Genomic DNA, 23,133 nt, shown 5'->3' on the forward strand with positions numbered 1-23,133 from the left:
CTATTCATCGGTTACACACCCTTCACTCGCATCTTTAACACTTTTATGGTATTTGTATAGAGCTCCCTTGCTAACTGGGGGAGGAGGTTGTTTCCAACTGCGTCGACGCTCTTTTAGTTCCTCATCACTTATTAATACATTGATCTCGTTTTTAATTGCATCAATGCGAATCACATCATTTTCTTGGATTAAGCCAATATTCCCACCTTCCCATGCTTCCGGTGTAACATGACCCACCACAAAACCGTGCGTCCCTCCAGAAAATCGACCATCTGTTACCATGGCAACTGATTTCCCTAATCCGGCTCCAATGATGGCCGATGTAGGTTTTAGCATCTCGGGCATACCAGGTGCACCTTTAGGGCCAACTTGCCGAATGATAACTACGTCGCCTGCATGTACTTTTCCGGATTCAATTCCCTCTATTAATTCATACTCTCCTTCAAAAACACGAGCCGGCCCCTCAAAATATTCACCTTCCTTACCACTAATTTTTGCCACCGAGCCTTTCTGTGCTATATTGCCATAAAGGATCTGCAAGTGACCTGTTTTTTTGATTGGATTTTCGATTGGATAAATTATTTTTTGCGTTTCGAAGTCCAAATCCTGTGCTTCTTCCAGATTTTCGGCAACCGTTTTTCCGGTTACGGTCAGACAGTGCCCGTGGATCATACCCTTCTTTAATAGGTATTTCATTACTGCTGGAATGCCACCTATTTCGTGTAAGTCTTCCATTAAATATTTGCCACTTGGCTTAAAATCTGCGATAACGGGAGTGATGTCACTTATTTTTTGGAATGTATCAGGGGTTACTTCAACTCCAATCGCTCGGGCGATGGCGATAAAATGTAATACAGCGTTCGTAGATCCTCCTAATACCATGAGCGTGACGATAGCATTATGGAATGCGTCTGCCGTCATAATGTCGGAAGGTAGAATGTTTTTCTCCAATAAATTACGAATGGCTTTTCCAGACTCCTGACACTCTTTTTCTTTATCAGAACTTAATGCTGGGTTTGAAGAACTATAAGGAAGACTCATACCTAAGGCTTCAATAGCAGAAGCCATTGTATTGGCTGTATACATGCCGCCACAAGCGCCTGCTCCCGGGCATGTGTTTCGAATGATACCCTGGAAGTCTTCTTCACTTAAGTTCCCCGAAATTTTTTTGCCTAACGCTTCAAATGCTGAAACAATATTTAGTGCTTCTCCTTTATATTGTCCTGAATGGATTGTGCCACCATATAGCATAATGGACGGCCGGTCAAGTCTTGCCATGGCGATAAGTGATCCCGGCATATTTTTATCACAGCCGGGAATCGTTATCAGGCCGTCGTAGTATTGACATCCTGCAACGGCTTCAATAGAATCTGCTATAATGTCGCGAGTGGTCAAGGAGTAACGCATGCCTGGCGTACCGTTTGACATACCATCACTCACGCCGATCGTATTAAAAATAAGCCCGACTAACTCGGCATCCCAAACTGATTTTTTTACAATGTCTGCTAAACCATTTAGATGCATATTACAAGGATTTCCATCGTAGCCCATACTGGCAATTCCAACTTGAGCCTTGTTCATGTCTTCTGTTGTTAATCCGATACCGTAAAGCATAGCTTGCGCGGCTGGTTGCGTAGGATCTTGAGTTAGTGTTTTGCTATATTTGTTTAATTCTGACATCTCGTTAATGTAATATTCTGGTTTACTGTTCGGGGATTCAAGTTAGGGGCTTAGTTTAGAATCAACAAGGAAAACACAAAATAAATTTATTTAAAATTATATTTTGTTAAAAAGGTGTTTTAAGAAATTTTATATTTTATTGATCGGTTTCTATTACAATAAAATAAATTTATTGTACCGTAGACGGAATCGGTATTTGGTTCAATAGTATGCCTGCATAGTTATTCTAGCTGTTTTTCTGCGTGAAAATGCACAATCTTAGTATAGGTCATAAAAAAAGCCTACAAAATTTGATTTTGTAGGCTTGTCATTTCTTTTGGATATTTTTTAGCTAACTACGGCTTCTGCCAAGACTATGATTTTATTATCTAATACTTCAACAACGCCACCTTTAATACCGATGACCTCTTCGTTGTTATTTACATTGATAATTACGTCCCCGTCTGATAGGGTAGATATGATAGGCGCGTGGTCCTTTAAAATTTGAAAGGAACCATTCGTCCCGGGCACGGTTACAGAGGTGATCTGTCCTTCGAATACCAACTTATCAGGGGTAAGGATGTTTAAAGTCATAATGAATTATATTATCCAGCCTCAGCTAATAGTTTTTTACCTTTTTCAATCGCTTCTTCAATGCTTCCAACTAAGTTGAATGCGGCTTCCGGATACTGGTCAACTTCTCCATCTAAAATCATGTTAAAGCCTTTGATCGTATCTTTAATATCAACAAGCACACCTTTTAACCCTGTAAACTGTTCAGCAACATGGAATGGTTGCGACAAGAAACGTTGAACACGACGCGCACGAAGTACAACCATTTTATCTTCTTCTGATAATTCATCCATACCCAGAATAGCGATAATATCTTGCAGCTCTTTATAACGCTGTAAGATTTCTTTTACGCGTTGCGCAGTGTTATAATGTTCATCCCCTAAAATAGCAGCACTTAAAATTCTAGACGTAGAATCAAGTGGATCAACCGCAGGGTAAATACCCAGTTCGGCAATCTTACGAGATAATACAGTGGTTGCATCTAAGTGGGCGAAAGTTGTCGCCGGTGCAGGGTCAGTTAAGTCATCCGCAGGTACGTAAACTGCTTGAACCGAAGTAATAGATCCGCGCTTTGTTGATGTAATGCGCTCTTGCATCATACCCATTTCAGTAGCAAGTGTAGGTTGGTAACCTACCGCTGAAGGCATCCGTCCTAAAAGAGCAGAAACCTCGGAACCTGCTTGCGTAAAGCGGAAAATATTATCAATAAAGAATAAGATGTCCCGACCAGTTCCTTCGCCATCGCCATCACGGAAATATTCGGCAATAGTTAATCCTGATAATGCCACACGCGCACGTGCACCAGGAGGCTCATTCATCTGTCCAAATACGAAAGTTACTTTAGAGTCTTTTAGTGCTTCAGCGTCAATGTCTTCTAGGTTCCATTCGCCTTTCTCCATTCCCTCCATGAATTTATCACCGTAGTTGATAATTCCGGATTCCAGCATCTCACGAATCAAGTCATTTCCTTCACGAGTACGCTCGCCCACACCCGCAAATACGGATAGACCGGAGTATGCTTTCGCAATATTATTAATTAGCTCCTGAATTAATACTGTTTTACCAACACCGGCACCACCAAATAAACCAATTTTACCACCTTTAGCATAAGGCTCTAACAGGTCAATTACTTTAATCCCAGTAAATAAAACATCAGATTCTGTTGAAAGATCTTCAAATTTCGGCGGTGTGTTGTGAATCGACCGGCCTTCTGATTTTTCAATTTTCGTAAATCCGTCAATTGGATCACCCACAACGTTAAATACCCGACCCTTAATTCCGTCGCCAATAGGCATTTTGATAGGGCCATTTGTGTCGGTTACATCCATTCCGCGGAACAAACCTTCGGTGGAGTCCATTGCAATTGTACGTACAATTTCTTCACCTAAGTGTTGCTGAACCTCTAATACAATACGTTGTCCATCTGCTTTTTCGATCTCTAAAGCATCGTAGATTTTCGGAAGGTTGGCACCATTAGCAAAGCTAACATCCACTACCGGGCCAATGATTTGTGCTATTTTACCAATGTTGGGCATAAAGAAGCTATTTTTTTAATTAAATAGTTAACGATTTACGTCTTATTATTCAGACCTAATTTCGGACTGCAAAAATAAGGTTTATACTCGGATTTCAAACAGATTCGACAAAAGAATTTTAATTTATGTTAATCATATGAAAAATGACGTGTTCTTGGATAAAAAAAACGGTGTAAATCCTAGTCAACGAGATAATTATCTTACTTTCGCAAAAACACAGAAAAGATAGGTATGAGTAAAATTCTTATCACAGGAAGTAATGGTTTTATAGGACAGGAAATAGTTAACCAACTTTTGAATACTGAAGGGGATGAGTTGATAGCCATATCACGTGGTAAAAACAGAGTCGAACACGAGAAAGATTTTATTTATCGATCGGCAGACGTCTGCGATCAAGAGACTTTGGAACAAATTATAGCCGAATACAAACCCGATACGGTTATTCACACCGTAGCGATGGCCAATGTGGACCGATGCGAGGAAGATCCGATTGAGTGTAGTCGTATCAATGTAGATCCAGTTAAATACCTGGCGCAACTAGCTGAGCGGCATAATTTTCATTTGATATACCTGTCGACAGATTTTGTATTTGATGGTCTGAACGGCCCCTACAGAGAGGACGATCAAACCCGTCCACTCAATCATTATGGTGTGAGTAAGGTAGAAGCTGAACGCTGCATCCAACAATCTTCTTGTGTATGGTCGATTGTTCGTACAATCTTGGTATATGGTGCGCCCTATGAACGCAATCGGTCTAATCTGATTCTGTGGGTTAAATCATCGCTAGAAAATAAACAGAATATCAATGTTGTAACGGATCATTACCGGATGCCAACCTTCGTAGGTGATCTCGCCAAAGCATGTTTGGAGATTGCAAGAAGAAAAGCATACGGGATCTACCATATTAGTAGCGATGAAATTTTTAGCGTATATGAAATTGCACAACAGGTAGCTGACTTTTGGAAATTAGATAAATCATTAATCAGGCCTGTCAAGTCAACCGAGCTATTTTCTAAGGTGGAAAGACCTTCATATACTGGTTTTAATATAGACAAAGCCCGGAACGATTTAGACTTTTCACCAACCAATCTGATAAGTGGTCTTGAGAAGATCGGTCAAAACTTGTAACGTTACTGCCGCCGCGTACATCCAAAATATTGAAGATAAGTCGGAATTTAAAAGTATCGGAATTGAAGAAAACCCCTAAAGCTAATTTCTAATCTACAAGCGATGGCGGTTTGCAGTTTTCATTGCTTTTGTTAGGAAATTCGATAGTAGGAAAGTATCTTTAGGGAGTTTAAAATTAACCTTTAGAAAAACCCTTACATTATCACATGGATTCTTCGATTATTTTTATGGTAGTGGGCATAGTGGTTGCCCTGTTCATACTACTTTACTTCTTACCGGTCAATTTATGGTTCACCGCTCAGCTTTCGGGCGTACGTGTCAACCTGTTGAATTTATTACTGATGAGACTGCGGAAGGTTTCACCTTCACTTGTCGTGAACTCGATGATTATTTCAACCAAGGCAGGTTTAAATATCACTTCTAACGAAATTGAAACACACTATTTGGCTGGAGGAAACGTCAATCGCGTTATCAAAGCTCTAATTTCAGCTGATAAAGCCAACATCCCTTTATCGTTTAAATCGGCTACGGCGATTGACTTGGCTGGTAGGGATGTGTTCGATGCTGTTCAGATATCAGTTAACCCGCGGGTAATCAATACGCCGCCGGTTGCAGCTGTCGCTAAAGACGGTATTCAATTGATCGCAAAAGCTCGGGTAACTGTACGTGCTAATATCAACCAATTGGTGGGCGGTGCAGGAGAGGAAACGATTTTGGCACGGGTCGGAGAAGGTATTGTTACGACTATCGGATCTTCGGAAACGCATAAGCTGGTATTGGAAAATCCAGATCGTATTTCTAAAACCGTACTTGGGAAAGGCCTTGATAGCGGTACAGCATTCGAAATTCTTTCTATTGATATCGCCGATATTGATATTGGTGAAAATATCGGTGCTAGTTTACAGACAGATCAAGCTGAAGCGGATCTGAAAGTTGCCAATGCTCGTGCAGAAGAACGACGCGCCATGGCAGTTGCATCCGAACAGGAGATGCGTGCAAAAGCCCAAGAGGCTCGTGCTAAGGTTATTGAGGCCGAAGCAGAATTGCCATTGGCTATGGCTGAAGCTTTCCGTAGTGGAAACTTGGGTATTATGGATTATTATAAGATTCAAAATATACAAGCAGATACCGACATGCGTGATTCTATTTCGAAACCTAGCGATAAAAGGCGAAGTGACAAGAAGTAGAAGTAAGCTTGGTCTACTCCGTTCCCAAATAGTTATCTATTAGGTCCCAATTGCTACCGTGTTTTTAAGCTTAAAATTGATAATCAACGGTAACAGAATTTATCTTCAATCCCGCGGGAAGTCGAACAAGGTACCTGCGATGTAGAAGATGATGTAGAGGATATTCGATCAGGGACTTAATGCGCTAATGAAGTGCGTTAAGTCCCGTTTCTAATCCTCGCAATTCGGCAAGTGCCTTCAGTCGACCAATCGCCGTATACCCGTGGTAAACTTCTTTATGCAAATCATCTAGCATTTGGTGGCCATGATCTGGTCGCATTGGAATCCTCCTGTTTTCTTTACGCATTAGTTTAATAGCTTCTTGTACTAATTGTACCATGTTGGCGTTCCCTTCAAGGTGGTTGGCCTCGTGAAAATTACCGTTGCCCTCACGATGTACGCTACGAAGATGTAAAAAGTATATTCGTGATCCTAAACGCTGAATCATTCCTGGCAAATCATTCTCAGCTCGTACACCGTAAGAACCGCTACAGAAACAAAGCCCATTAGACGGGTTAGAAACCGATTCGATCAAGAATTTGGCGTCATTCTCGGTACTCATAATCCGAGGTAACCCGAGTACGGAGAAGGGTGGATCATCCGGATGGATTGCCATTTTTATATTGTTGACTTCTGCGGTATCAATGATGTCAGCAATAAATGCAACTAGATTATTTCTTAACTGATCTTCATCGATATTCTTATACTGGTCAAGTAATGCCAAAACGTCGCCTGCCGAAAAAATACCCATACTGCCGGGCAAGCCTTGTAAGCAGGCGTTGTTTAACTCTTCTTTTTCAGTATCGGTTAACGCGGCGAAATACTCCGTAGCACGTTCTTTCTCGTCCGTACTATATTCGTTTTCAGCATTAGGTCTCTTTAAAATAAACAGGTCGAATGCAGAGAAAGCCTGCTTCTCAAAGCGAAGTGTACGTGCCCGAGTTGGAGTCTCGAAAGAAAGATCGGTACGTAGCCAATCCAATATTGGCATAAAATTATAGGTTACGACCTTAATTCCATGTTTTGACAGATTTATCAGGCTACTTTTATAGTTCTCAATATAAGCTTTGTAGTTACCATTCCGTTTTTTGATATCTTCGTGCACGGGCAGGCTTTCAACAACGGTCCATTTTAAGCCTACAGCCTCTATTAGACCTCTATGTTTTTCGATGTCTTCAGATGACCATACCTGCCCAGGTTCGACATGATGCAAGGCTGTGACTACTTCTTCGCAACCGGCTTGTTTGATATCAAGGAGGCTCACCGGGTCTTTAGGGCCATACCACCTCATCGATTGAATCATTTTCATTGATGATAAGTTTTAGTTAACGGATTGGTTCGTATTTGTAATATAGCTAAAATAGATATAAATATTTATAGTATGAACCTTATTCATTTGAGACGGAGATTATACGCCACTATAAGCATTAAAGCCACCGTCGACTAATATAGTTTCGCCGGATACAAAGGCGGATGCGTCACTAAGCAAGTAGATGAGGGTGCCCGTTAGTTCTTCCGGTCGTCCAAGACGGCGATAGGGGGTATTATTGATAAATTGCATTGCCCGAGCTTTGTAATTTCCTTCCGAGTCGGTCAATAGATCTCTATTTTGTTCGGTCAGGAAAACACCCGGTGCTATGGCATTGACGCGGACTCCGTCGCCATAACGGAGAGCCAACTCAGATGCCATCCAGCGAGTGTACCCTTCAATAGCAGACTTAGCCATCGTATAACCCAAACCTCTTGTAATGGCCTGTTGCGCAGCTAGCGATGAGATATTAATGATCGATCCTTTGCCTTTGTTAGCAATAACTTGACCAAAAATATGCGTAGGGATGACCGTGCCAAAAAGGTTGAGATCCACTGCCTTTTTGGTATCCTCTATCTTAGCTTCAAATAAATCATCCTCTGGCTGGATAGTTGCACCCGCGATGTTACCACCGGCCGCATTTACCAAGCCATCAATGGTGCCGAATCTATCCAAAACTTGAACCCTTGCTTGACGAATTTGTGCTTCGGAGAGGACATCAGCCAAGATGTACATCGCTTCACCGCCAATGGCTTCAATCTCTGACACACGCATCTGAGCACGTTCTTTATTTCGTCCGAGGACGATTACTTTAGCACCGGCCCGTGCTACTTCTAATGAGAATGAGGCTCCGAGAACACCGGTAGCCCCGCTGATAATGATTACTTTGTTTGTTAATGAAAATTGTTGGAGATCTTGCATAGTGAACGAGTTTAGCGTAGCTTAAGTTACAAAGGAAATCGTTCTTTGGCGAATAAAATGATCAATAGTTACATGAAATGTTTTATTTTTGTTTCTTTATCAAAGACGATTTGAGCGATGACCAGCAAACAACAGAAGATAGCAGATTTTGATCCCAATCAACCCGGTGCGGCGGATGCATCTATATTTGGATTGCCTTTTGACGCGGACGAGAGTGACCTAATTGTTATCGCAGTTCCTTGGGAGGTAACGGTGAGTTATGGGGACGGAGCGTCATTAGGACCAAATGCTATTTTGGACGCATCGTATCAGATGGACTTGTATAATCAGGCCTATCCCGAACTTTGGAAGCTTGGAATTTATGTAGATGAAGCACTTGCGTCCGATTGGATGGTTCAAAATTCAGCGCTGAAAGCAAAAGCACAGACAATAATCGACGTTCTTGAATCTGGAGGAAGCGTAAGTGATGACTCCGAACTCATGGACAGCTTAGATGAAATAAATAGCGCTTGCGCGTTGTTGAATAAAAATATTGAAGAACGTGTATTGTATTGGAAAAAGCGAGGTAAAAAAGTAGCCTTGTTAGGCGGTGATCATAGCACGCCTCTTGGATATTATAAAGCATTAGCTGAAGATAACGATAGCTTTGGTATTCTTCATTTGGATGCACATATGGATTTGCGGGAGGCCTATGAAGGCTTCACGTATTCACATGCTTCCATCATGTTTAATGCACTGCAGTTGCCTCAAATCCAGAAAATAGTGCAGGTAGGGATACGTGATTTCTGCGAACAAGAAGTGTCCGTAGTCCGTAGTTCAGAAGGAAAGATGAAAGTGTTTACAGATCAGCAGTTAAAAGAAAATTTCTTCAACGGACTTAGCTGGAAGGAACAATGTGAACAGATCATTCACGCGCTTCCCGATCGGGTAACAGTCAGCTGCGACATCGATAGTTTGTATCAATGGTATTGTCCAAATACGGGCACACCAGTTCCCGGTGGTTTGTCTTTCGAGCAAGTAACGTTCCTTATTGGCGAACTAGCAAAGAGCAACAAAACAATTATTGGCTTCGATCTGGTGGAGGTTTCACCGGGCGAAAATAGTTGGGATGGGAATGTTGGAGCTCGTCTACTCTTCAATCTTTGTGGCGCTTTCGCTAAGTCTCAAGGGATGAACGTCGGAACGCCGCTAGCTTTTTAGAAGCTGTGGTAGAAACCGATTGTTAACCAAAGTAGATGCTCGGTATCTGATCTAATGAGACTTTCCGCACGATAATCTAATCCACTTTCGAATTGTGTATTGTCGTTTAGATTGTAACCTACAGATGTAGCTGCACGGACTTCCATATTGCCCACTTGGTCTTTCAGAATACCGATATACTCATTTGTGAATTTCAAATAAAATTCCTGAGGGTCGACTTCCAAGCCATTTAACGGTTTTTCCAGCCCAATTCGATACCGTAAACGGTATTGTGTAGCTTCATCATTACGGAAACTTTGATCTGTCCGGAACCTGTGAGCCAAGCTCCATCCGGTCAGCTGTCGACTAAAACTATATTGCTGGATAAAACGATGTAAAAACGATCCTCCATCTGCATCGTAGCGTCTGATGAGGTAACCTGCCCCCAAGCCTTTTAACGCACCCTTATTCCGCGTGATAATGAGATCTAAATCCGTTCTTTCGAACTCTGCTCTACCGCCAATACCATCGTAGGGGTTTTGATAAAGGATTTGACGATTTTCCAACTTTGAGTTTACCTTCCAGGCGTCACCAAGCTTAAAACTGATGTTAATTTGTGGCATAATTCCAAACCTATTTTGGGCAAAGCCTGCCTGTGCAATAAGGATAAACAGAATCGTAAGATAGAAAATTGATCTCATGAAAGTTGGTTATGGGGTGTTTCTTAATAAACTAAATGATTTAGGTTTCTAGTAATGATTTTTTTAGTATTCAAATGCTCGCCCTCTTCGCTGAATAATGCTTCGTAAGACTGTATGTCGCCATGTTTGCGGCCTGAGAATTCGATCTCGTAATTTATTTCATGCTGGCGATCTGCATTTTCCTGTAACAATACAGATCGTAGTAAATCAGCATCACCGATCCATTGAACCTGAATTTTTTTAACACGATAACGATCGTATTGCTCCTGCAAGTAGGACTCTACTTTAGTTTGTATTTGCAGAGGCAGCCTATTAAACTTTTCTATGAATTCTATGTCCTGTAGATTTCCCAAAGTATCAAATTTGATGCTGTAGATCGTTCCGTTTTCTCTAACTTTTGCTTCGTTCGCAAAACCGTCTAGGTTCTCTTCTAAATACCATTTTGTTTTTTTAGCGTCTGGAAATATACTTTCCACATACATACTAGCCTTTTTGGGTACTTCCGACCTCTTAATTCTAGATTCCCGCTCAAATTTCTCCTGTGGATAGACTGACCCAATTGACAAAATTAATGTCACTAATAACCCGATGTGTTTCATAATATTTTACGTATTTGAAATAGATCGCAAGTTATTAATAGGTTCTATTTTGCCTCCACTGGCTGTTGTTATTAAATAGTTAAGTTTGTGTTAATATATACCCGCAAATATATGGGATATTATCAATTTTTTGGTATCACAACCGGACTTCCTGAATATCTTTTTAACTTTGTGATATGCCTTTATTCATTTCATCATTAAATTCTGGGAGCAATGGCAATTGTTATTATATAGCTAACGATGAGGACGCTGTATTGGTAGACGTTGGGATATCGTGCCGAGAAGTTGAAAAAAGAATGGGGCGTTTAGGGCTATCAATGTCTAAAGTAAGAGCGATCTTCATAAGTCACGAACATTCTGACCATATCCGTGGACTTCGGGTGCTGGCAAAAAAGCATCAACTTTTAATCTATATCACACCAAAAACCTTTGTTTACAGTCGTCTTGCGTTAGAGTCGCATCTTATCAGGTCGTTTAAACCGTTCGACACGATCAAAATAGGCGATCTAGAAATATATGCATTCCCAAAATCGCACGACGCGATCGACCCTCATAGTTTCTTAGTGTCTGGAGATGGAGTTAATATAGGTGTGTTTACAGATATTGGTGAGGTTTGTGAGCAAGTGATATCAAACTTTCAGCGTTGTCATGCCGTCTTTCTTGAAACGAACTATGATGACCAGTTGCTGGATCAAGGAAACTATCCTTATTATTTGAAGCATAGAATCAGAGGAGGGAAGGGTCATTTATCAAATAAGAAGGCGCTCGACCTATTTATTAGTCACCGTCCTTCTTATTTAAGTCACGTATTTTTATCTCATCTGTCCGCAAATAACAATTGTCCGATCATTGCACAAGATCTATTTAAAGAGCATGCAGACACGGTTGATGTTATCTTGGCTCCGCGAGATAAAGAGACCTCTGTGTATCGTATAGAGACTCATGAGTTAGAATCTACAACTGATGCAGAATCTATAGCTTTATCACCGAATCGTGTACAGCAACTTTAGTCCAATTTTCACTGTACTTGTCGATCGCCGCTAAATGGATAGGATGAGTCTCATAGGTATTGATATCATCTAGGCTATCAAAATAAACAAGCAGGTTGTATGAAAAACTATTATCCACAACGTCACGGTCGTGTGTCTTTGCCGGTGGACCATAGTGAAGTGACTTGACATTCGGTATTGCTTTTAATTCTTCGAAGAAACCAGTAAAGTCCTGTACTTGTTGTTCAGTAAGATCTTCTTTTAACCAAAAAAGCACATAATGCGCAATTACCTCTTTTTCTTTCTTTGATGCCATAGCTTCTGTAATTGTTCCGCCTAGTACACCACTCGCAACAGCAGTACCGGCTACATTTTTAATAAATTTTCTTCTTTCCATTCTTTCCTTTATTGGATTTTTAAATAAAGATAATAATTCCTAGTAAAATAGTGGATATTAAAGCGTTTTTAATTCATTAAGTAATTTAAACGAATGTAATTTCGCTTGTTGGTCGTAGATATACGATACGGTCATTAGTTCATTGACCCGCGTACTGTCGATAAATGAATCTAGTTCGGCCCTTATTTTAGCAGGACTGCCGGTAAATGTGTATCGAATCATTTGATCTAGAGCCGCTTCCTCGATAGGGTCTAATAAGAAATTATCCGGATCTACCGGTGTCTGTAATTTTTCTCGTTTGCCGGTAATTACTCCTAAGAACATGTTTTTGAAAGACGTGGCAAGCTTCTCTGCTTCATGGTCACTATCTGCAGCGATGACATTGACACAAGCCATTGTATAAGGTTCTTTCAGCTGTAATGATGGTCGAAAATTCTGATGGTAAATAGACAATGCTGCATATAGTTGAGCAGGAGCGAAGTGACTGGCAAATGCATAAGGTAGGCCCAGTGCAGCAGCTAGGTGTGCACTCTCTGTACTGGAGCCAAGTATCCAAATGGGAATATCCAATCCCTCCCCAGGAATGGCTCGAACTTTTCCATGCCTGTTTCCGGCGGACAAGTAAGTTTGGAGCTCTTTCACATTTTTTGGGAATTCGATCGCATCTCGTTGATCTCGTCGCAGAGCCATTGCTGTGAGCTGATCGGTGCCCGGAGCGCGGCCTAAACCTAAGTCGATGCGGTCTGGAAAGAGCGTAGCTAGCGTGCCAAATTGCTCGGCAACGATTAATGGAGCATGATTTGGAAGCATGATCCCTCCTGAACCCACTCTGATGGTGGAGGTCCCCTGTGCGATGTGACTGATGAGGATAGCGGTCGCAGAACTTGCTACGCCTTCCATGTTGTGATGCTCTGCAAACCAATATCTGTGGTAACCGAGCTGTTCTACGTATTGAGCAGTTTCTAAACTATTTTTGAAAGTATCGGCAGGAGTAAAGCCTTCTAAAACGGAAGCTAAATCAAGTACAGAAAGTTTAACGTCTTTAATTGAGTCTTTCATTTCTTCTATTTAAACACTATCAAAGATATCAAATAGAAGATAGGGAAGAGAAAGCGAGAAAAATTATTACTTCAACAAGACTTTCTCTTCCCATGTGATTTTTCAGTCGGCGAACATTGGGTTTATTATCGCCCATGTCTGCTAGGGAACCACCCAATAGTGAATAGTAGAGCCATTTACACGAATTGTCTTCTCTGGTTTCCAATCGCCCATGTCAAAAGCATGAGACACAATTCGGGTACCTGGTTTCAATTTCAAGAGTTTCGGTTTCAATTTCAAATTTACATCCGGAAGCAGATAAAGTGTTACAACCGAGGCGTCGCTGAGATCTACGTCAAATAAATTGCCTTCGATGAATTTTACCTTGTCGGTTACCTGTGCTTTCTCTGCATTGGCATTGGCCTCGCTAATTCTTTGAGGGTCAATATCTACTCCCGTTCCTTGGGTGCCGTATTTTTTGGCTGCCGTTACCACAATACGACCGTCCCCACAGCCCAAATCATAGAGGATATCATCTCCATCCACTTGTGCCAATTCGAGCATAGCGTCAACTACTTTCTGATTTGTGGGCACATAGGGTACATCCAGTTGAGGTGTTTCTTGCGCTCGAACCACCGTGACTGCGAAGAGTAAGATGGCAATAGCCATCATGTTTTTTAGTGTTTTCATCTTTTGTTGTTTTAATTTTTAATAAATATGTTATGTTGTTTGTTTCTGTTTTTTGTTCTGAAAGTAAAGCAATATGAAGCCGGTCAATAAAACCCCGATCCCAACCAATGCACCGATACCGGTGTGCATCACACTTGAGTACAGCAAGTAAGCGCAAGTAAGGCAGAAGATGATCGGTGTGATCGGATAGAGCGGAATGGTAAATGGGCGTTTTGTGTTCGGCTCTTTTTTCCGAAGTATGAAAATCGAGATGCCGACGAGTAAAAAGAAAAACCAGAACACCGGCGCAGTATATTCGATAACGGTTTCAAATCCGTCGCGGGTTAACAAGCCAAGGCTGATAAGCAAAAGAGCCACAAGGCCTTGGACGATAAAAGCTGTGCTTGGTACGGAGGTACGACTGTTCCAGCGTCCAAGTGGTTCAAATATGGAATAATCTCTTCCCAAGGCATAAGTACTTCTTGCACCTGTAAAAATAGTGGCATTGATGGAGGTTACCGCGGAGATGGCAACTAACACGCCGATTAATTTACTACCGGTATCGCCAAAAGCCTTGAACATTAAATCACTCGCAACAGCGTCTGACGACCCCATATTATCAAGTCCTAATACATGCATAAATGTCAGATTAATAAGGAGGTATACAACTGTGATAATCAGGATGCTTATAAATAAGGCCTTAGCCATGGTCCGCGTGCCGGATTGTGTTTCCGCTGAAATGTATGCTGCCTCGTTCCATCCGCCGAAGGTTAACAGTACAAACACCATAGCCAAACCGAAGGAGCCCGAACTTAGGGAAGACGAAGATGAAGTTTCTGCGATGGTAGGTGTGTTTTCAGGGGTAAAGAATAAGCCTGCAATAACAACTAAAAGGATTCCGCCTACTTCTACGGTCGTAAAAAGCTTCTGGGTGAGGGTTCCGAATCTAATATTTGCTAGGTTGATTGCAGTCAAAATAATGACGATGAGCCCAGCATACAGAATAGAGGAAAGAGTGCCTATATTGAAGATGACGGCTAGATAGTCGCCAAAAACATACGCTAGAATGGCGATCGACCCAGTCTGGATAACACTGAGGCGTGACCAGGCGAAAAGGAAGCTTACTTTTTTACCGAAAGCTTTACGGATAAAATAGTAATCGCCTCCAGCATTGGGAAATGCTGTGGTTAACTCGGCATAGCATAGTGCGCCAATGAGTGATACGATTCCTCCGCCGACCCATGCTAGCAAAAATAGTTGTGGACTATCTGAGTTGGCAGCTACGACAGAAGGTGTTCTAAATATACCGGCGCCAATCACTAGCCCTACGATCAGGACAATAGCATCATTTAAGCTTAAGCTGTTTTTAATGTTGGACTGTCCTGATTCTTTTTGGACAGCCGAGGGCGTAATGTTCTCCATCTAATCCGTATAAATATCTTGAAATTCTCTAAGCTTTCTGCTTAATGCTTAGATTCTCAACATATTATCGCGCTTATTGTTTGATGGATGAGATTTATGAACGGCTGATAATGAGTTTTTTATGTAAAAAGTTCGATGCCTTTCAAGATAGTGTCGCACGCTTGACTAATTTCCTCTTCGCTGATGATCAAAGGAGGGGCTATCCGAAGCGCTGTTTCGCAATGAAGAAACCAGTCGATCATGACCCCTTCTTCTGCACAGTACTTGCTGACTGATTCTACTTCCTTAAAAGAGTCGAGCTGAACGCACATCATAAAGCCTAAGCCTCGAATCTCCTGGATTGCCGGATGTTGCAGTTTTTGTCGAAAGAGCTTCGCTTTGGAATCAACTGATTCATACAATTTGTTTTCAAGAATCACATCTACAGATGCAAGAGCGGCCGCGCAGCAAACCGGATGTCCGCCGAAAGTGGTAATATGGCCTAACATCGGATTGTCTGTAATAACCTGCATGATCTCTCGCTTTGCGATAAATGCACCAATCGGCATCCCACCTCCAAGAGCCTTGGCTACTAATAGGATATCAGGGACAACATCGAAATGCTCAAAGGCAAACATTTTCCCGGTTCGACCGAAGCCTGTTTGTATCTCGTCCAAAATGAGCAATGCGCCGGTCTCATCACATCTTTTCCGAATGGCCCGTAGCCAGCTCTTATCTGGAACCCTCATCCCTGCCTCGCCTTGTACCGTTTCTAATATAACAGCCGCTGTTTTGTCCGTTATTTTGGGTAGATCTTCAGTCGCATTAAATTGGATATAGTTGATATTAGGTAGGAGAGGACCGTAAGCCAATCGGTATTCATCATTGCCTATTAGGCTGAGAGAACCTTGTGTGCTCCCATGATATGCTTTTTTTGCTGCTATTATTTCAGTGCGACCGGTATATTTCTTTGCAATCTTCATTGCCCCTTCGGTCGCTTCAGTTCCTGAATTAACAAAATAAACCGAGTTGAGTTGATCCGGAAGTATTGAAACCAGCCTTTCTGCTAGTTTAACCTGCGGTGTCTGCACAAACTCACCGTATACCGTAACATGTAAATGTTGGTCTACTTGATCCTTAATTGCCTGAACTACTTTCGGATGTCGGTGGCCGATATTGTTTACTGCGAAGCCAGACACAAGATCTAGGTATTTTTCTCCTGCAGGTCCATATAAATACACACCCTCTGCAGAGACTATTTCGGTAAGACGTGGACTATTTGATGTTTGAGCAGTATTCAGTAAGAATATATCTCTGTTGCTAAGCATTGCACTTATTTTCGATTTCTACTTTGTAATTCTTTAAAGAGTTGTTCTCGGAATTCTCTTTCTACTTCGAAGAACCTAGATGACTTGGATGCGGGGATGGCTGTTTTGAATTTCTCTCTGTATTTCTTTTTGCATGCTAATACCTCGGTATCAAAATCTAGCTCATTTCGATAAGATCTCTTAGGGCCGTCTTCTGATCGTTTCTTATACATAATATCTCTTATCTCCTTACGGTATTCGTTGTAAAGAGGGAAAAATCTCTGTGCTTCTTGCGGAGATAGATCGAGCTTTTTGGTTATGTAGGCCACCTTGGCCATTTCGATTCTTTGAAAACGATCAGAGTCCTTTTGTGCAAAGGCAATAAGGCACGAAAAGAACACAAAACAACATGTAATAAGTAATCGCTTCATGATTGGTTCTTAAATACTATTCTCAAGATACGACTCTATTTCTTCAGTAGAAAATGAATCTTCAAAATCATCGGATTCTTCAGCGAGTTCCTCGCTTAAGATCAGGTAATCGCCGGTTTCAGAATAGAAAGCCAAGTAGCTGATTATCTCATCGGCCCGAATTTCGTTGATGATATCTTCTACTTGTGTTGTTTCAGGTTCTGGTTCTTGCTCATTTAACTGAAAGAATGCCACGGCAGAGATGGCTAATGTGATACAAGCCGCTGATACATATTTAATCCACGAGCGGTATTGAGATCTCTTAAAGGGAACAATTTGACCGTCGTTAAGGATTTCTTCTTTAGACGTTTTATCGAGTATCGACGATTGGAGTTGATTGAAATAGTTGGCAGGTACCGTGAAGCCATCCGTATTAATCTTGGATTTCAATTTTTCTTCACTAACTTTTAGTAAAATATCATTCATTAACTCCTCTTGATAGTTCTGTGGTACCGACCATGCTTCATCCGTGCTCTCAATGATATTTTTCTTTCTGATGATGCTACTCGTTAAGTCGTGGAAATAATCTTTTGGTACAGAAAAGGGATTTTCCTGTAACCTCGGATTGTTTAACAGATTTTGATCCTGATTCTCACTATTTCTTAACTTTCTCATTGTATCTCCTTAGATAGGTTTCGCATTAAAAGGTTTAATCTGTTTCTGAAAAATGTTTTTCTATCTTTTTGACCGCTAAATGGTATGATGCTTTTAGGGCTCCGACACTCGTTCCTAGTATCTCAGATATTTCTTCATATTTTAAATCTTCAAAGTATTTCATATTGAAGACAAGCCTTTGTTTATCGGGTAGGGTAAGCAGTGCTTGCTGTAGTTTCAGTTGCGCTTTATCACCATTAAAATACGGAGATTCCGTCAATGCCTCAGCCAAGAATCCAGACTGTTCATCATCTATAGAGATGTTCCGGTGTTTTTTCTTCTTGTTTAGAAACGTAATGCTTTCGTTCGATGCGATTCTATAGATCCATGTGTACAATTGTGCATCCTCACGAAACTTATCTAAGTTTTTCCACACTTTGATAAATATGTCTTGGACTAAATCGTTAGCGTCATCATGATCGACGACAAAACGGCGGACATGCCAATAAATCTTCTGCTGATACTTTTCGAGCAGTAATTTAAAGGCCTCGTCACGAGTATTCTCGTTTGCAAATTTCTCAAGAATTAACGTATCGTCCATAGTAGTAAAAAAGGGTATCATTTATAATAATACCCTTTTTAGTAGTGTTTCGCTACTTTCGTTTTATGACTTTTTGAGCTGCCTTCACGATGTCATCGGAAGACAATCCATATTTCTCCATTAATTCAGCTGGCTTTCCGCTTTCACCAAAACTATCGTCAACCGCCACGTATTCTTGTGGAGCAGGATGGTTTTTAACTAAAACCTGTGCTACGCTGTCTCCTAAACCACCTAGGCGATTATGTTCCTCAGCAGTTACTACACAGCCTGTTTTCTTTACGGATTTAATGATTGCTTCTTCATCAAGAGGCTTAATCGTATGAATATTGATTATTTCGGCATCTATTCCTAGTTCAGCTAATTTCTCTCCTGCTTGAATAGCTTCCCATACCAGGTGTCCGGTTGCAATAATCGTTACATCCTTGCCTTCGTTCACCATCCATGCTTTTCCGATTTCGAATTTCTGATCAGGGTCGGTAAAGATTGGAACAACAGGACGACCAAAACGAAGATAAACAGGCCCTTCATGTTCAGCAATTGCGATGGTAGCCGCTTTGGTTTGGTTATAGTCGCAAGGATTAATCACGGTCATTCCTGGCAACATCTTCATAAGTCCTAAATCTTCAAGGATCTGATGGGTAGCGCCGTCTTCGCCCAAAGTTAGTCCTGCATGGGATGCACAAATCTTAACGTTTTTGCCAGAATAAGCGATGGACTGACGTATCTGATCGTATACGCGACCAGTTGAAAAGTTGGCAAATGTGCCTGTGAAAGGAATTTTTCCTCCAATGGTCATGCCCGCTGCAAGTCCCATCATATTCGCTTCAGCGATTCCAACCTGATAAAAACGTTCTGGAAACTCTTTAATAAAAGCATCCATCTTTAGCGATCCGATTAGATCCGCGCAAAGAGCAACAACATTTTCATTTTTTCTTCCCACTTCAGCTAATCCGGCACCAAAGCCCGAACGAGTGTCTTTTTTTTCTGTGAATGTATATTTTTTCATTGTATAATGCCGTGTTAGTAATCGCCAAGAGTTTCTTTTAGTTGATCAAGTGCCAACGCTAATTGTTCGTCGTTCGGAGCTACCCCGTGCCACTTGTGTGTACCCATCATATAGTCTACACCAAATCCCATATCTGTCTGCATAAGGATCATTACCGGTTTGCTCTTGTTTGTCTTTATTTTTGCTAATTCAAGACCACGAATGACATCCGTCATCTGGTTGCCATTCATCTCAATCACTTCCCAACCAAATGCTTCCCATTTTGCTTTTAGGTTACCTAAAGACATAACCGTTTCGGTCGGACCATCGATCTGCTGACCATTTAGGTCGATTGTTGCTATCAGGTTATCAACCTCATGATGTGCAGCATACATAGCAGCTTCCCAAACTTGACCCTCTTGTAGTTCGCCATCACCCATCAAAACATAAACATGGTGCTTATCGCCATTTAATTTCTTCGTTTGTGCGGCGCCTGTAGCAACCGATAGTCCCTGCCCCAAAGAGCCTGACGCAATGCGGATACCTGGTAAGCCTTCATGTGTTGTAGGGTGCCCCTGTAAACGGGAGTTGATTTTTCTAAACGTTTTCAGTTCGGAAATGTCAAAATATCCAGATCTAGCCAATGTACTGTAAAAGACAGGTGAGATATGTCCCTGAGATAAAAAGAAAAGATCTTCATCTTTTCCATTCATATTAAAGTTGACATCATGGTCCAAAATATGAAAGTACAAAGCGGTAAAGTAATCGGTGCAACCTAAGGAACCTCCCGGATGACCGGAGCTACATGCATGTACCATGCGCACCACATCTCTACGAATTTGAGATGCAATGCTTTCTAATTTTTCTATTTCTGCGCTCATTGAATTGTTATTGTGATTAAGGGTCAAAGTTAAGGATTTGTGACGTTATTAACGAAGGCTATCCCTGTTCATATAGATCTAGTATTTGCTGACTGGCTTCCTTGTTTTTTACTTTTTTGATTATGTGTTCGATGGTCCCTTCTTCGTTGATAACGAAGGTGGTTCTAGCGGTTCCCATATATTTTCTTCCATACAGGTTCTTTTCTACCCAAACTTGATAATCCTCTACCATCTTCTTTTCATCATCAACAAGAAGGTTAAAAGGAAGATTGTGTTTGTCTGCGAAACGTTTATGCGATGCTTCGCCATCAACGCTTACACCTACAACCTCAAATCCCTTTGTTGTCAAACTCTCGTAATTGTCTCTAAAATTGCACGATTCTGTTGTGCAGCCCGGAGTATTGTCTTTTGGATAAAAATATAAAACAAGCTTTTTCCCTCTAAAATCATCGAGAGTTATTAGGTCGCCTGTTTGGTTTTTTGCTTTGAATGATGGAGCTTGATCTCCTACTTCTAGTTGTTTCATCTTATTATTTATCTGGTGAAATTAACTTGATATACTTTTTCATTATCCCTGCCGTCGGTCACGACCAATTTAAAACGATGCTTCCCCTTCGGTAGGTTCGGTTCGAATGTATGCCATAAAGACGCTGTTTTTGCATCATATTCCATTAACACCCATTGATCATCAATGTACCCATTAAAGGTATTTATACCCGAAAGGTCATCGGAAATCTTGAAACTGATTCGAGAGCTTGAAGCCATCGATTTGTTTTCGCTGATATTTACGGGGCGTATTACTGGTGCTTTCGTGTCCGTGCCAATATGAAAACTGCCGAATTCGGAAACTCTGGCGGTCACATATCCGTCTTCGAACTGCCCACCGCGAGAGCGACCTCTGCCGTCTATTAGCAGTAATTTACTCTCCAGGTGTTCTGGGACAGGTTCCGTGACTTGGATGCTAAGAGTATAGGGGGTGTGCAACGGAATCATGCGATTGTGCACATGATGCACATCTGACAAAGCGCCCGCTTTCTTTGGCGATTTTGTATAGACAAAGTTTAAATCACTGTATAAGGAGTTTGCCGGAATATCAACCCTGATGCCGTCTTGTTTGAATATATTGACTTTGTCGTACGGAAATAAATAACTATTCTTTTTAAGATGTTGGTCAACCGCTAAGGAAGGCGAGTATTGTACCTTGAAAGAAAGCGTGCTCGTGTTTCCCTTGGTGTCTTTCACTTCATATTGCATATCGTGAACGTCACCATCGGTAATATCAATTATTCCGTTGTTTACCAAGTCGCTGTAAATGGTCAGTGGATTGCCAGGTTCTACAAAGTTTTTTTGAACTCGACGTCTGTTCAAGATGTATGTGGGATAGTCGATATGCGAATTCATCGCACGATTATGATGGAAAAATAATCCATCGAGTGTCGACTTGAAAATGGTTTTACCATCCAAAAAAAGTTCAGTAGAGTAGATGCCGTTCGTATTGGCAGATGCTGAGTTTCTATCAATGCCTACAATCCCAAAGCCCGTAGGTCCGTTCACTAAAATCGTGCTAGCTGGTGACAATCGGTATTTTCCATTGGATCCGACAACCTGTCGATGCTCACGGGGCGTATTTTCCGAGAATGGTGCGTCACCCAGCCGAAAGACCGTAAAGCCACTGAGTGTCGGCGCTACTCTATCTGGAATTGTCAGCCCAAATAGCTGAGGGTTGATTGTCTCTTCTGTTTTTGTATCCCGTAATTCAAAATGGAGGTGCGGGCCCCCAGATCCTCCTGTGTTACCAGAAAGAGCGATTACATCGCCTCGCTTTACTGGCAAACGGTCCTTGCCCGGCGGGAAGTCAACTGCAAACGATTGCTCCTCATATTGTTTATTCTTAACAACTTCCCCAATTTCCTTGTTAAATTGCTGCAGATGCATGTAGACACTCGTATAACCATTGGGATGATCAATATAAAGAGCATGACCACCACCACCGATTTGCACTCGGGCACGCGAGACGTATCCGTCTGCAACGGCGTAAACCGGATGACCCTCACTTTGTTTTGTTCTGTAATCTGTACCTGTATGGAAATGATTGGAGCGTAGTTCTCCAAAGCTACCGGAAGCTTGCGGTGCCAATTTGAGAGGTGGACTGAAGTAGTCGACCGGCAAATTTCGTTTGTCGGTTTGACTGTAAGCCAGCGTACTAATGAGTATGAATATTCCTGTTAGTGCAATTCTCATAGCGTTCGTTTTCGAGGATTTTAGTTTACTTAATTCTAAAGTCAATTAGTTTTTCGCCTTCTAAATAACCTTCTAGGTGATCATTTATTTCAACAGGACCAACTCCCGATGGAGTTCCCGTATAGATTAAATCTCCTTTTCGTAGGGTTATATATTTGGAAACAAACACAAGGATGTCGGTATAAGAAAAGATCATGTCTTTCGTGTTTCCTGTCTGGACACGCTTTTCATTGATATTTAATCCAAAATCAAGCCTATGTAGGTCCCGAAAGTTCTCTTTGGGGATTAAGTTAGAAATAACTGCTGAACCATCGAAGGCCTTCGCCAACTCCCACGGTAATCCTTTTTCTTTATGTCTCTGCTGAATATCTCGCGCAGTAAAATCTATCCCTAAACCTATTTGGTCAAAATACTTGTCGGCAAACTTCTCAGAGATGTGTTTCCCTTCTTTACATACTCGCAATACGACTTCAATTTCGTAATGGATATCTTTTGAGAAGTCAGGGTAGTAGAAATCCTTATTATCTCGCAACAAAGCCGTATCCGGTTTGAGGAAAATTACCGGTTCGGTTGGAATGGGATTTTTTAGCTCGATTGCATGATTCTCGTAATTGCGTCCTATTGCAATAACTTTCATAGAGTGTTTTTTTTTGGAAAGATAACCTTTAGAATATTTAAATGCAAAAAAGGCATTTTCGTTTTTATGCGAAAATGCCTTTTGCAAACTAAT

The 23,133-nt window shown here is 41.4% G+C and carries 24 protein-coding genes; 4 read left to right on the forward strand and 20 right to left on the reverse strand.

The window, feature by feature from the left end; all coding sequences use genetic code 11:
* From ilvD to atpD, 3 genes are all read right to left on the reverse strand, one after another.
* Entirely contained in the window at positions 1-1,680 is a 1,680-nt protein-coding gene (gene ilvD / locus WKR92_RS10585; protein WP_375557802.1) for a dihydroxy-acid dehydratase, read from the reverse strand.
* Between the two features lie 327 nt (positions 1,681-2,007).
* Complete coding sequence (atpC, locus tag WKR92_RS10590; RefSeq protein WP_375557803.1) at positions 2,008-2,253, reverse strand: ATP synthase F1 subunit epsilon; 246 nt, start codon at positions 2,251-2,253, stop codon at positions 2,008-2,010.
* Positions 2,254-2,264: 11 nt separating this feature from the next.
* A complete protein-coding gene (gene atpD, locus WKR92_RS10595; protein WP_375557804.1) occupies positions 2,265-3,767 on the reverse strand; it encodes a F0F1 ATP synthase subunit beta in 1,503 nt (500 codons plus the stop codon).
* Positions 3,768-3,998: 231 nt separating this feature from the next.
* Between atpD and WKR92_RS10600 the strand changes: the two genes are divergently transcribed.
* Together WKR92_RS10600 and floA are read left to right on the forward strand one after the other, a co-directional pair.
* A complete protein-coding gene (locus WKR92_RS10600; protein WP_375557805.1) occupies positions 3,999-4,895 on the forward strand; it encodes an SDR family oxidoreductase in 897 nt (298 codons plus the stop codon).
* A gap of 206 nt (positions 4,896-5,101) precedes the next feature.
* The gene (gene floA, locus WKR92_RS10605) at positions 5,102-6,082 is read left to right on the forward strand and encodes a flotillin-like protein FloA (protein WP_375557806.1); all 981 of its coding nucleotides are present in this window, start codon (positions 5,102-5,104) and stop codon (positions 6,080-6,082) included.
* 184 nt (positions 6,083-6,266) lie between these two features.
* Here the strand turns inward: floA and uxuA are convergent, their stop codons facing one another.
* Together uxuA and WKR92_RS10615 are read right to left on the reverse strand one after the other, a co-directional pair.
* Complete coding sequence (gene uxuA / locus WKR92_RS10610) at positions 6,267-7,430, reverse strand: mannonate dehydratase (RefSeq protein WP_375557807.1); 1,164 nt, start codon at positions 7,428-7,430, stop codon at positions 6,267-6,269.
* 99 nt (positions 7,431-7,529) lie between these two features.
* On the reverse strand, positions 7,530-8,351 hold the full coding sequence (locus WKR92_RS10615) for an SDR family oxidoreductase (protein WP_375557808.1): 822 nt from the start codon (positions 8,349-8,351) through the stop codon (positions 7,530-7,532).
* 117 nt (positions 8,352-8,468) lie between these two features.
* Here WKR92_RS10615 and WKR92_RS10620 point away from each other — a divergent pair, with 117 nt between their 5' ends.
* On the forward strand, positions 8,469-9,551 hold the full coding sequence (locus tag WKR92_RS10620; protein WP_375557809.1) for an agmatinase family protein: 1,083 nt from the start codon (positions 8,469-8,471) through the stop codon (positions 9,549-9,551).
* On the opposite strand, the gene WKR92_RS10625 is transcribed toward WKR92_RS10620, so the two are convergent.
* Both WKR92_RS10625 and WKR92_RS10630 read right to left on the reverse strand, forming a co-directional pair.
* On the reverse strand, positions 9,548-10,231 hold the full coding sequence (locus WKR92_RS10625) for a DUF2490 domain-containing protein (RefSeq protein WP_375557810.1): 684 nt from the start codon (positions 10,229-10,231) through the stop codon (positions 9,548-9,550). The two genes, WKR92_RS10620 and WKR92_RS10625, sit on opposite strands and share 4 nt — an antisense overlap.
* A 23-nt stretch (positions 10,232-10,254) precedes the next feature.
* Positions 10,255-10,830, reverse strand: coding sequence for a hypothetical protein (locus tag WKR92_RS10630; RefSeq protein ID WP_375557811.1), 576 nt, complete (start codon positions 10,828-10,830; stop codon positions 10,255-10,257).
* A gap of 176 nt (positions 10,831-11,006) precedes the next feature.
* Here WKR92_RS10630 and WKR92_RS10635 point away from each other — a divergent pair, with 176 nt between their 5' ends.
* A complete protein-coding gene (locus WKR92_RS10635; RefSeq protein ID WP_375557812.1) occupies positions 11,007-11,840 on the forward strand; it encodes an MBL fold metallo-hydrolase in 834 nt (277 codons plus the stop codon).
* Here WKR92_RS10635 and WKR92_RS10640 read toward each other — a convergent pair.
* The 13 genes from WKR92_RS10640 to WKR92_RS10700 all read right to left on the reverse strand — a co-directional run bounded on the left by WKR92_RS10640 (position 11,803) and on the right by WKR92_RS10700 (position 23,040).
* On the reverse strand, positions 11,803-12,216 hold the full coding sequence (locus WKR92_RS10640) for a Dabb family protein (RefSeq protein WP_375557813.1): 414 nt from the start codon (positions 12,214-12,216) through the stop codon (positions 11,803-11,805). The genes WKR92_RS10635 and WKR92_RS10640 overlap by 38 nt on opposite strands.
* A 57-nt stretch (positions 12,217-12,273) precedes the next feature.
* Entirely contained in the window at positions 12,274-13,275 is a 1,002-nt protein-coding gene (locus tag WKR92_RS10645; RefSeq protein ID WP_375557814.1) for an LLM class flavin-dependent oxidoreductase, read from the reverse strand.
* Positions 13,276-13,416: 141 nt separating this feature from the next.
* Complete coding sequence (locus tag WKR92_RS10650; RefSeq protein ID WP_375557815.1) at positions 13,417-13,944, reverse strand: SAM-dependent methyltransferase; 528 nt, start codon at positions 13,942-13,944, stop codon at positions 13,417-13,419.
* Between the two features lie 30 nt (positions 13,945-13,974).
* Complete coding sequence (locus tag WKR92_RS10655) at positions 13,975-15,345, reverse strand: APC family permease (protein WP_375557816.1); 1,371 nt, start codon at positions 15,343-15,345, stop codon at positions 13,975-13,977.
* A gap of 119 nt (positions 15,346-15,464) precedes the next feature.
* Positions 15,465-16,652: an aspartate aminotransferase family protein gene (locus WKR92_RS10660; protein WP_375557817.1), complete on the reverse strand. Its 1,188-nt coding sequence runs from the start codon at positions 16,650-16,652 to the stop codon at positions 15,465-15,467.
* Positions 16,653-16,657: 5 nt separating this feature from the next.
* Positions 16,658-17,062: a hypothetical protein gene (locus WKR92_RS10665; protein WP_375557818.1), complete on the reverse strand. Its 405-nt coding sequence runs from the start codon at positions 17,060-17,062 to the stop codon at positions 16,658-16,660.
* Between the two features lie 9 nt (positions 17,063-17,071).
* Complete coding sequence (locus WKR92_RS10670) at positions 17,072-17,716, reverse strand: hypothetical protein (RefSeq protein WP_375557819.1); 645 nt, start codon at positions 17,714-17,716, stop codon at positions 17,072-17,074.
* A 34-nt stretch (positions 17,717-17,750) separates the two neighbouring features.
* Positions 17,751-18,296, reverse strand: a complete 546-nt coding sequence (locus tag WKR92_RS10675) for an RNA polymerase sigma factor (protein ID WP_375557820.1) — start codon at positions 18,294-18,296, stop codon at positions 17,751-17,753.
* 52 nt (positions 18,297-18,348) lie between these two features.
* Positions 18,349-19,302, reverse strand: coding sequence for a transketolase family protein (locus WKR92_RS10680; protein ID WP_375557821.1), 954 nt, complete (start codon positions 19,300-19,302; stop codon positions 18,349-18,351).
* Positions 19,303-19,316: 14 nt separating this feature from the next.
* Positions 19,317-20,162 (reverse strand): transketolase, encoded by an 846-nt coding sequence (locus WKR92_RS10685; protein WP_375557822.1) that lies wholly within the window; start codon positions 20,160-20,162, stop codon positions 19,317-19,319.
* A gap of 58 nt (positions 20,163-20,220) precedes the next feature.
* The gene (bcp, locus tag WKR92_RS10690; protein ID WP_375557823.1) at positions 20,221-20,688 is read right to left on the reverse strand and encodes a thioredoxin-dependent thiol peroxidase; all 468 of its coding nucleotides are present in this window, start codon (positions 20,686-20,688) and stop codon (positions 20,221-20,223) included.
* Positions 20,689-20,696: 8 nt separating this feature from the next.
* Positions 20,697-22,403, reverse strand: coding sequence for a M23 family metallopeptidase (locus WKR92_RS10695; RefSeq protein ID WP_375557824.1), 1,707 nt, complete (start codon positions 22,401-22,403; stop codon positions 20,697-20,699).
* 25 nt (positions 22,404-22,428) lie between these two features.
* Positions 22,429-23,040, reverse strand: a complete 612-nt coding sequence (locus WKR92_RS10700; RefSeq protein WP_375557825.1) for a fumarylacetoacetate hydrolase family protein — start codon at positions 23,038-23,040, stop codon at positions 22,429-22,431.
* Positions 23,041-23,133 lie beyond the last annotated feature (93 nt).

This window comes from Albibacterium profundi, assembly GCF_042159835.1.
GTDB classification, from domain to species: domain Bacteria; phylum Bacteroidota; class Bacteroidia; order Sphingobacteriales; family Sphingobacteriaceae; genus Albibacterium; species Albibacterium profundi.

What these genes read in the sequence shown, in the direction of transcription:
- WKR92_RS10600 (WP_375557805.1), top strand. Translation starts at nt 3,999, where the DNA reads ATGAGTAAAATTCTTATCACAGGAAGTAATGGTTTTATAGGACAGGAA.
- ilvD (WP_375557802.1), bottom strand. Translation starts at nt 1,680, where the DNA reads ATGTCAGAATTAAACAAATATAGCAAAACACTAACTCAAGATCCTACG.
- WKR92_RS10695 (WP_375557824.1), bottom strand. Translation starts at nt 22,403, where the DNA reads ATGAGAATTGCACTAACAGGAATATTCATACTCATTAGTACGCTGGCT.
- WKR92_RS10665 (WP_375557818.1), bottom strand. Translation starts at nt 17,062, where the DNA reads ATGAAGCGATTACTTATTACATGTTGTTTTGTGTTCTTTTCGTGCCTT.
- WKR92_RS10645 (WP_375557814.1), bottom strand. Translation starts at nt 13,275, where the DNA reads ATGAAAGACTCAATTAAAGACGTTAAACTTTCTGTACTTGATTTAGCT.
- WKR92_RS10655 (WP_375557816.1), bottom strand. Translation starts at nt 15,345, where the DNA reads ATGGAGAACATTACGCCCTCGGCTGTCCAAAAAGAATCAGGACAGTCC.
- uxuA (WP_375557807.1), bottom strand. Translation starts at nt 7,430, where the DNA reads ATGAAAATGATTCAATCGATGAGGTGGTATGGCCCTAAAGACCCGGTG.
- WKR92_RS10675 (WP_375557820.1), bottom strand. Translation starts at nt 18,296, where the DNA reads ATGGACGATACGTTAATTCTTGAGAAATTTGCAAACGAGAATACTCGT.
- WKR92_RS10650 (WP_375557815.1), bottom strand. Translation starts at nt 13,944, where the DNA reads ATGAAAACACTAAAAAACATGATGGCTATTGCCATCTTACTCTTCGCA.
- WKR92_RS10680 (WP_375557821.1), bottom strand. Translation starts at nt 19,302, where the DNA reads ATGAAAAAATATACATTCACAGAAAAAAAAGACACTCGTTCGGGCTTT.
- WKR92_RS10625 (WP_375557810.1), bottom strand. Translation starts at nt 10,231, where the DNA reads ATGAGATCAATTTTCTATCTTACGATTCTGTTTATCCTTATTGCACAG.
- WKR92_RS10615 (WP_375557808.1), bottom strand. Translation starts at nt 8,351, where the DNA reads ATGCAAGATCTCCAACAATTTTCATTAACAAACAAAGTAATCATTATC.
- WKR92_RS10685 (WP_375557822.1), bottom strand. Translation starts at nt 20,162, where the DNA reads ATGAGCGCAGAAATAGAAAAATTAGAAAGCATTGCATCTCAAATTCGT.
- WKR92_RS10630 (WP_375557811.1), bottom strand. Translation starts at nt 10,830, where the DNA reads ATGAAACACATCGGGTTATTAGTGACATTAATTTTGTCAATTGGGTCA.
- WKR92_RS10620 (WP_375557809.1), top strand. Translation starts at nt 8,469, where the DNA reads ATGACCAGCAAACAACAGAAGATAGCAGATTTTGATCCCAATCAACCC.
- atpC (WP_375557803.1), bottom strand. Translation starts at nt 2,253, where the DNA reads ATGACTTTAAACATCCTTACCCCTGATAAGTTGGTATTCGAAGGACAG.
- WKR92_RS10660 (WP_375557817.1), bottom strand. Translation starts at nt 16,652, where the DNA reads ATGCTTAGCAACAGAGATATATTCTTACTGAATACTGCTCAAACATCA.
- WKR92_RS10640 (WP_375557813.1), bottom strand. Translation starts at nt 12,216, where the DNA reads ATGGAAAGAAGAAAATTTATTAAAAATGTAGCCGGTACTGCTGTTGCG.
- WKR92_RS10670 (WP_375557819.1), bottom strand. Translation starts at nt 17,716, where the DNA reads ATGAGAAAGTTAAGAAATAGTGAGAATCAGGATCAAAATCTGTTAAAC.
- floA (WP_375557806.1), top strand. Translation starts at nt 5,102, where the DNA reads ATGGATTCTTCGATTATTTTTATGGTAGTGGGCATAGTGGTTGCCCTG.
- atpD (WP_375557804.1), bottom strand. Translation starts at nt 3,767, where the DNA reads ATGCCCAACATTGGTAAAATAGCACAAATCATTGGCCCGGTAGTGGAT.
- bcp (WP_375557823.1), bottom strand. Translation starts at nt 20,688, where the DNA reads ATGAAACAACTAGAAGTAGGAGATCAAGCTCCATCATTCAAAGCAAAA.
- WKR92_RS10635 (WP_375557812.1), top strand. Translation starts at nt 11,007, where the DNA reads ATGCCTTTATTCATTTCATCATTAAATTCTGGGAGCAATGGCAATTGT.
- WKR92_RS10700 (WP_375557825.1), bottom strand. Translation starts at nt 23,040, where the DNA reads ATGAAAGTTATTGCAATAGGACGCAATTACGAGAATCATGCAATCGAG.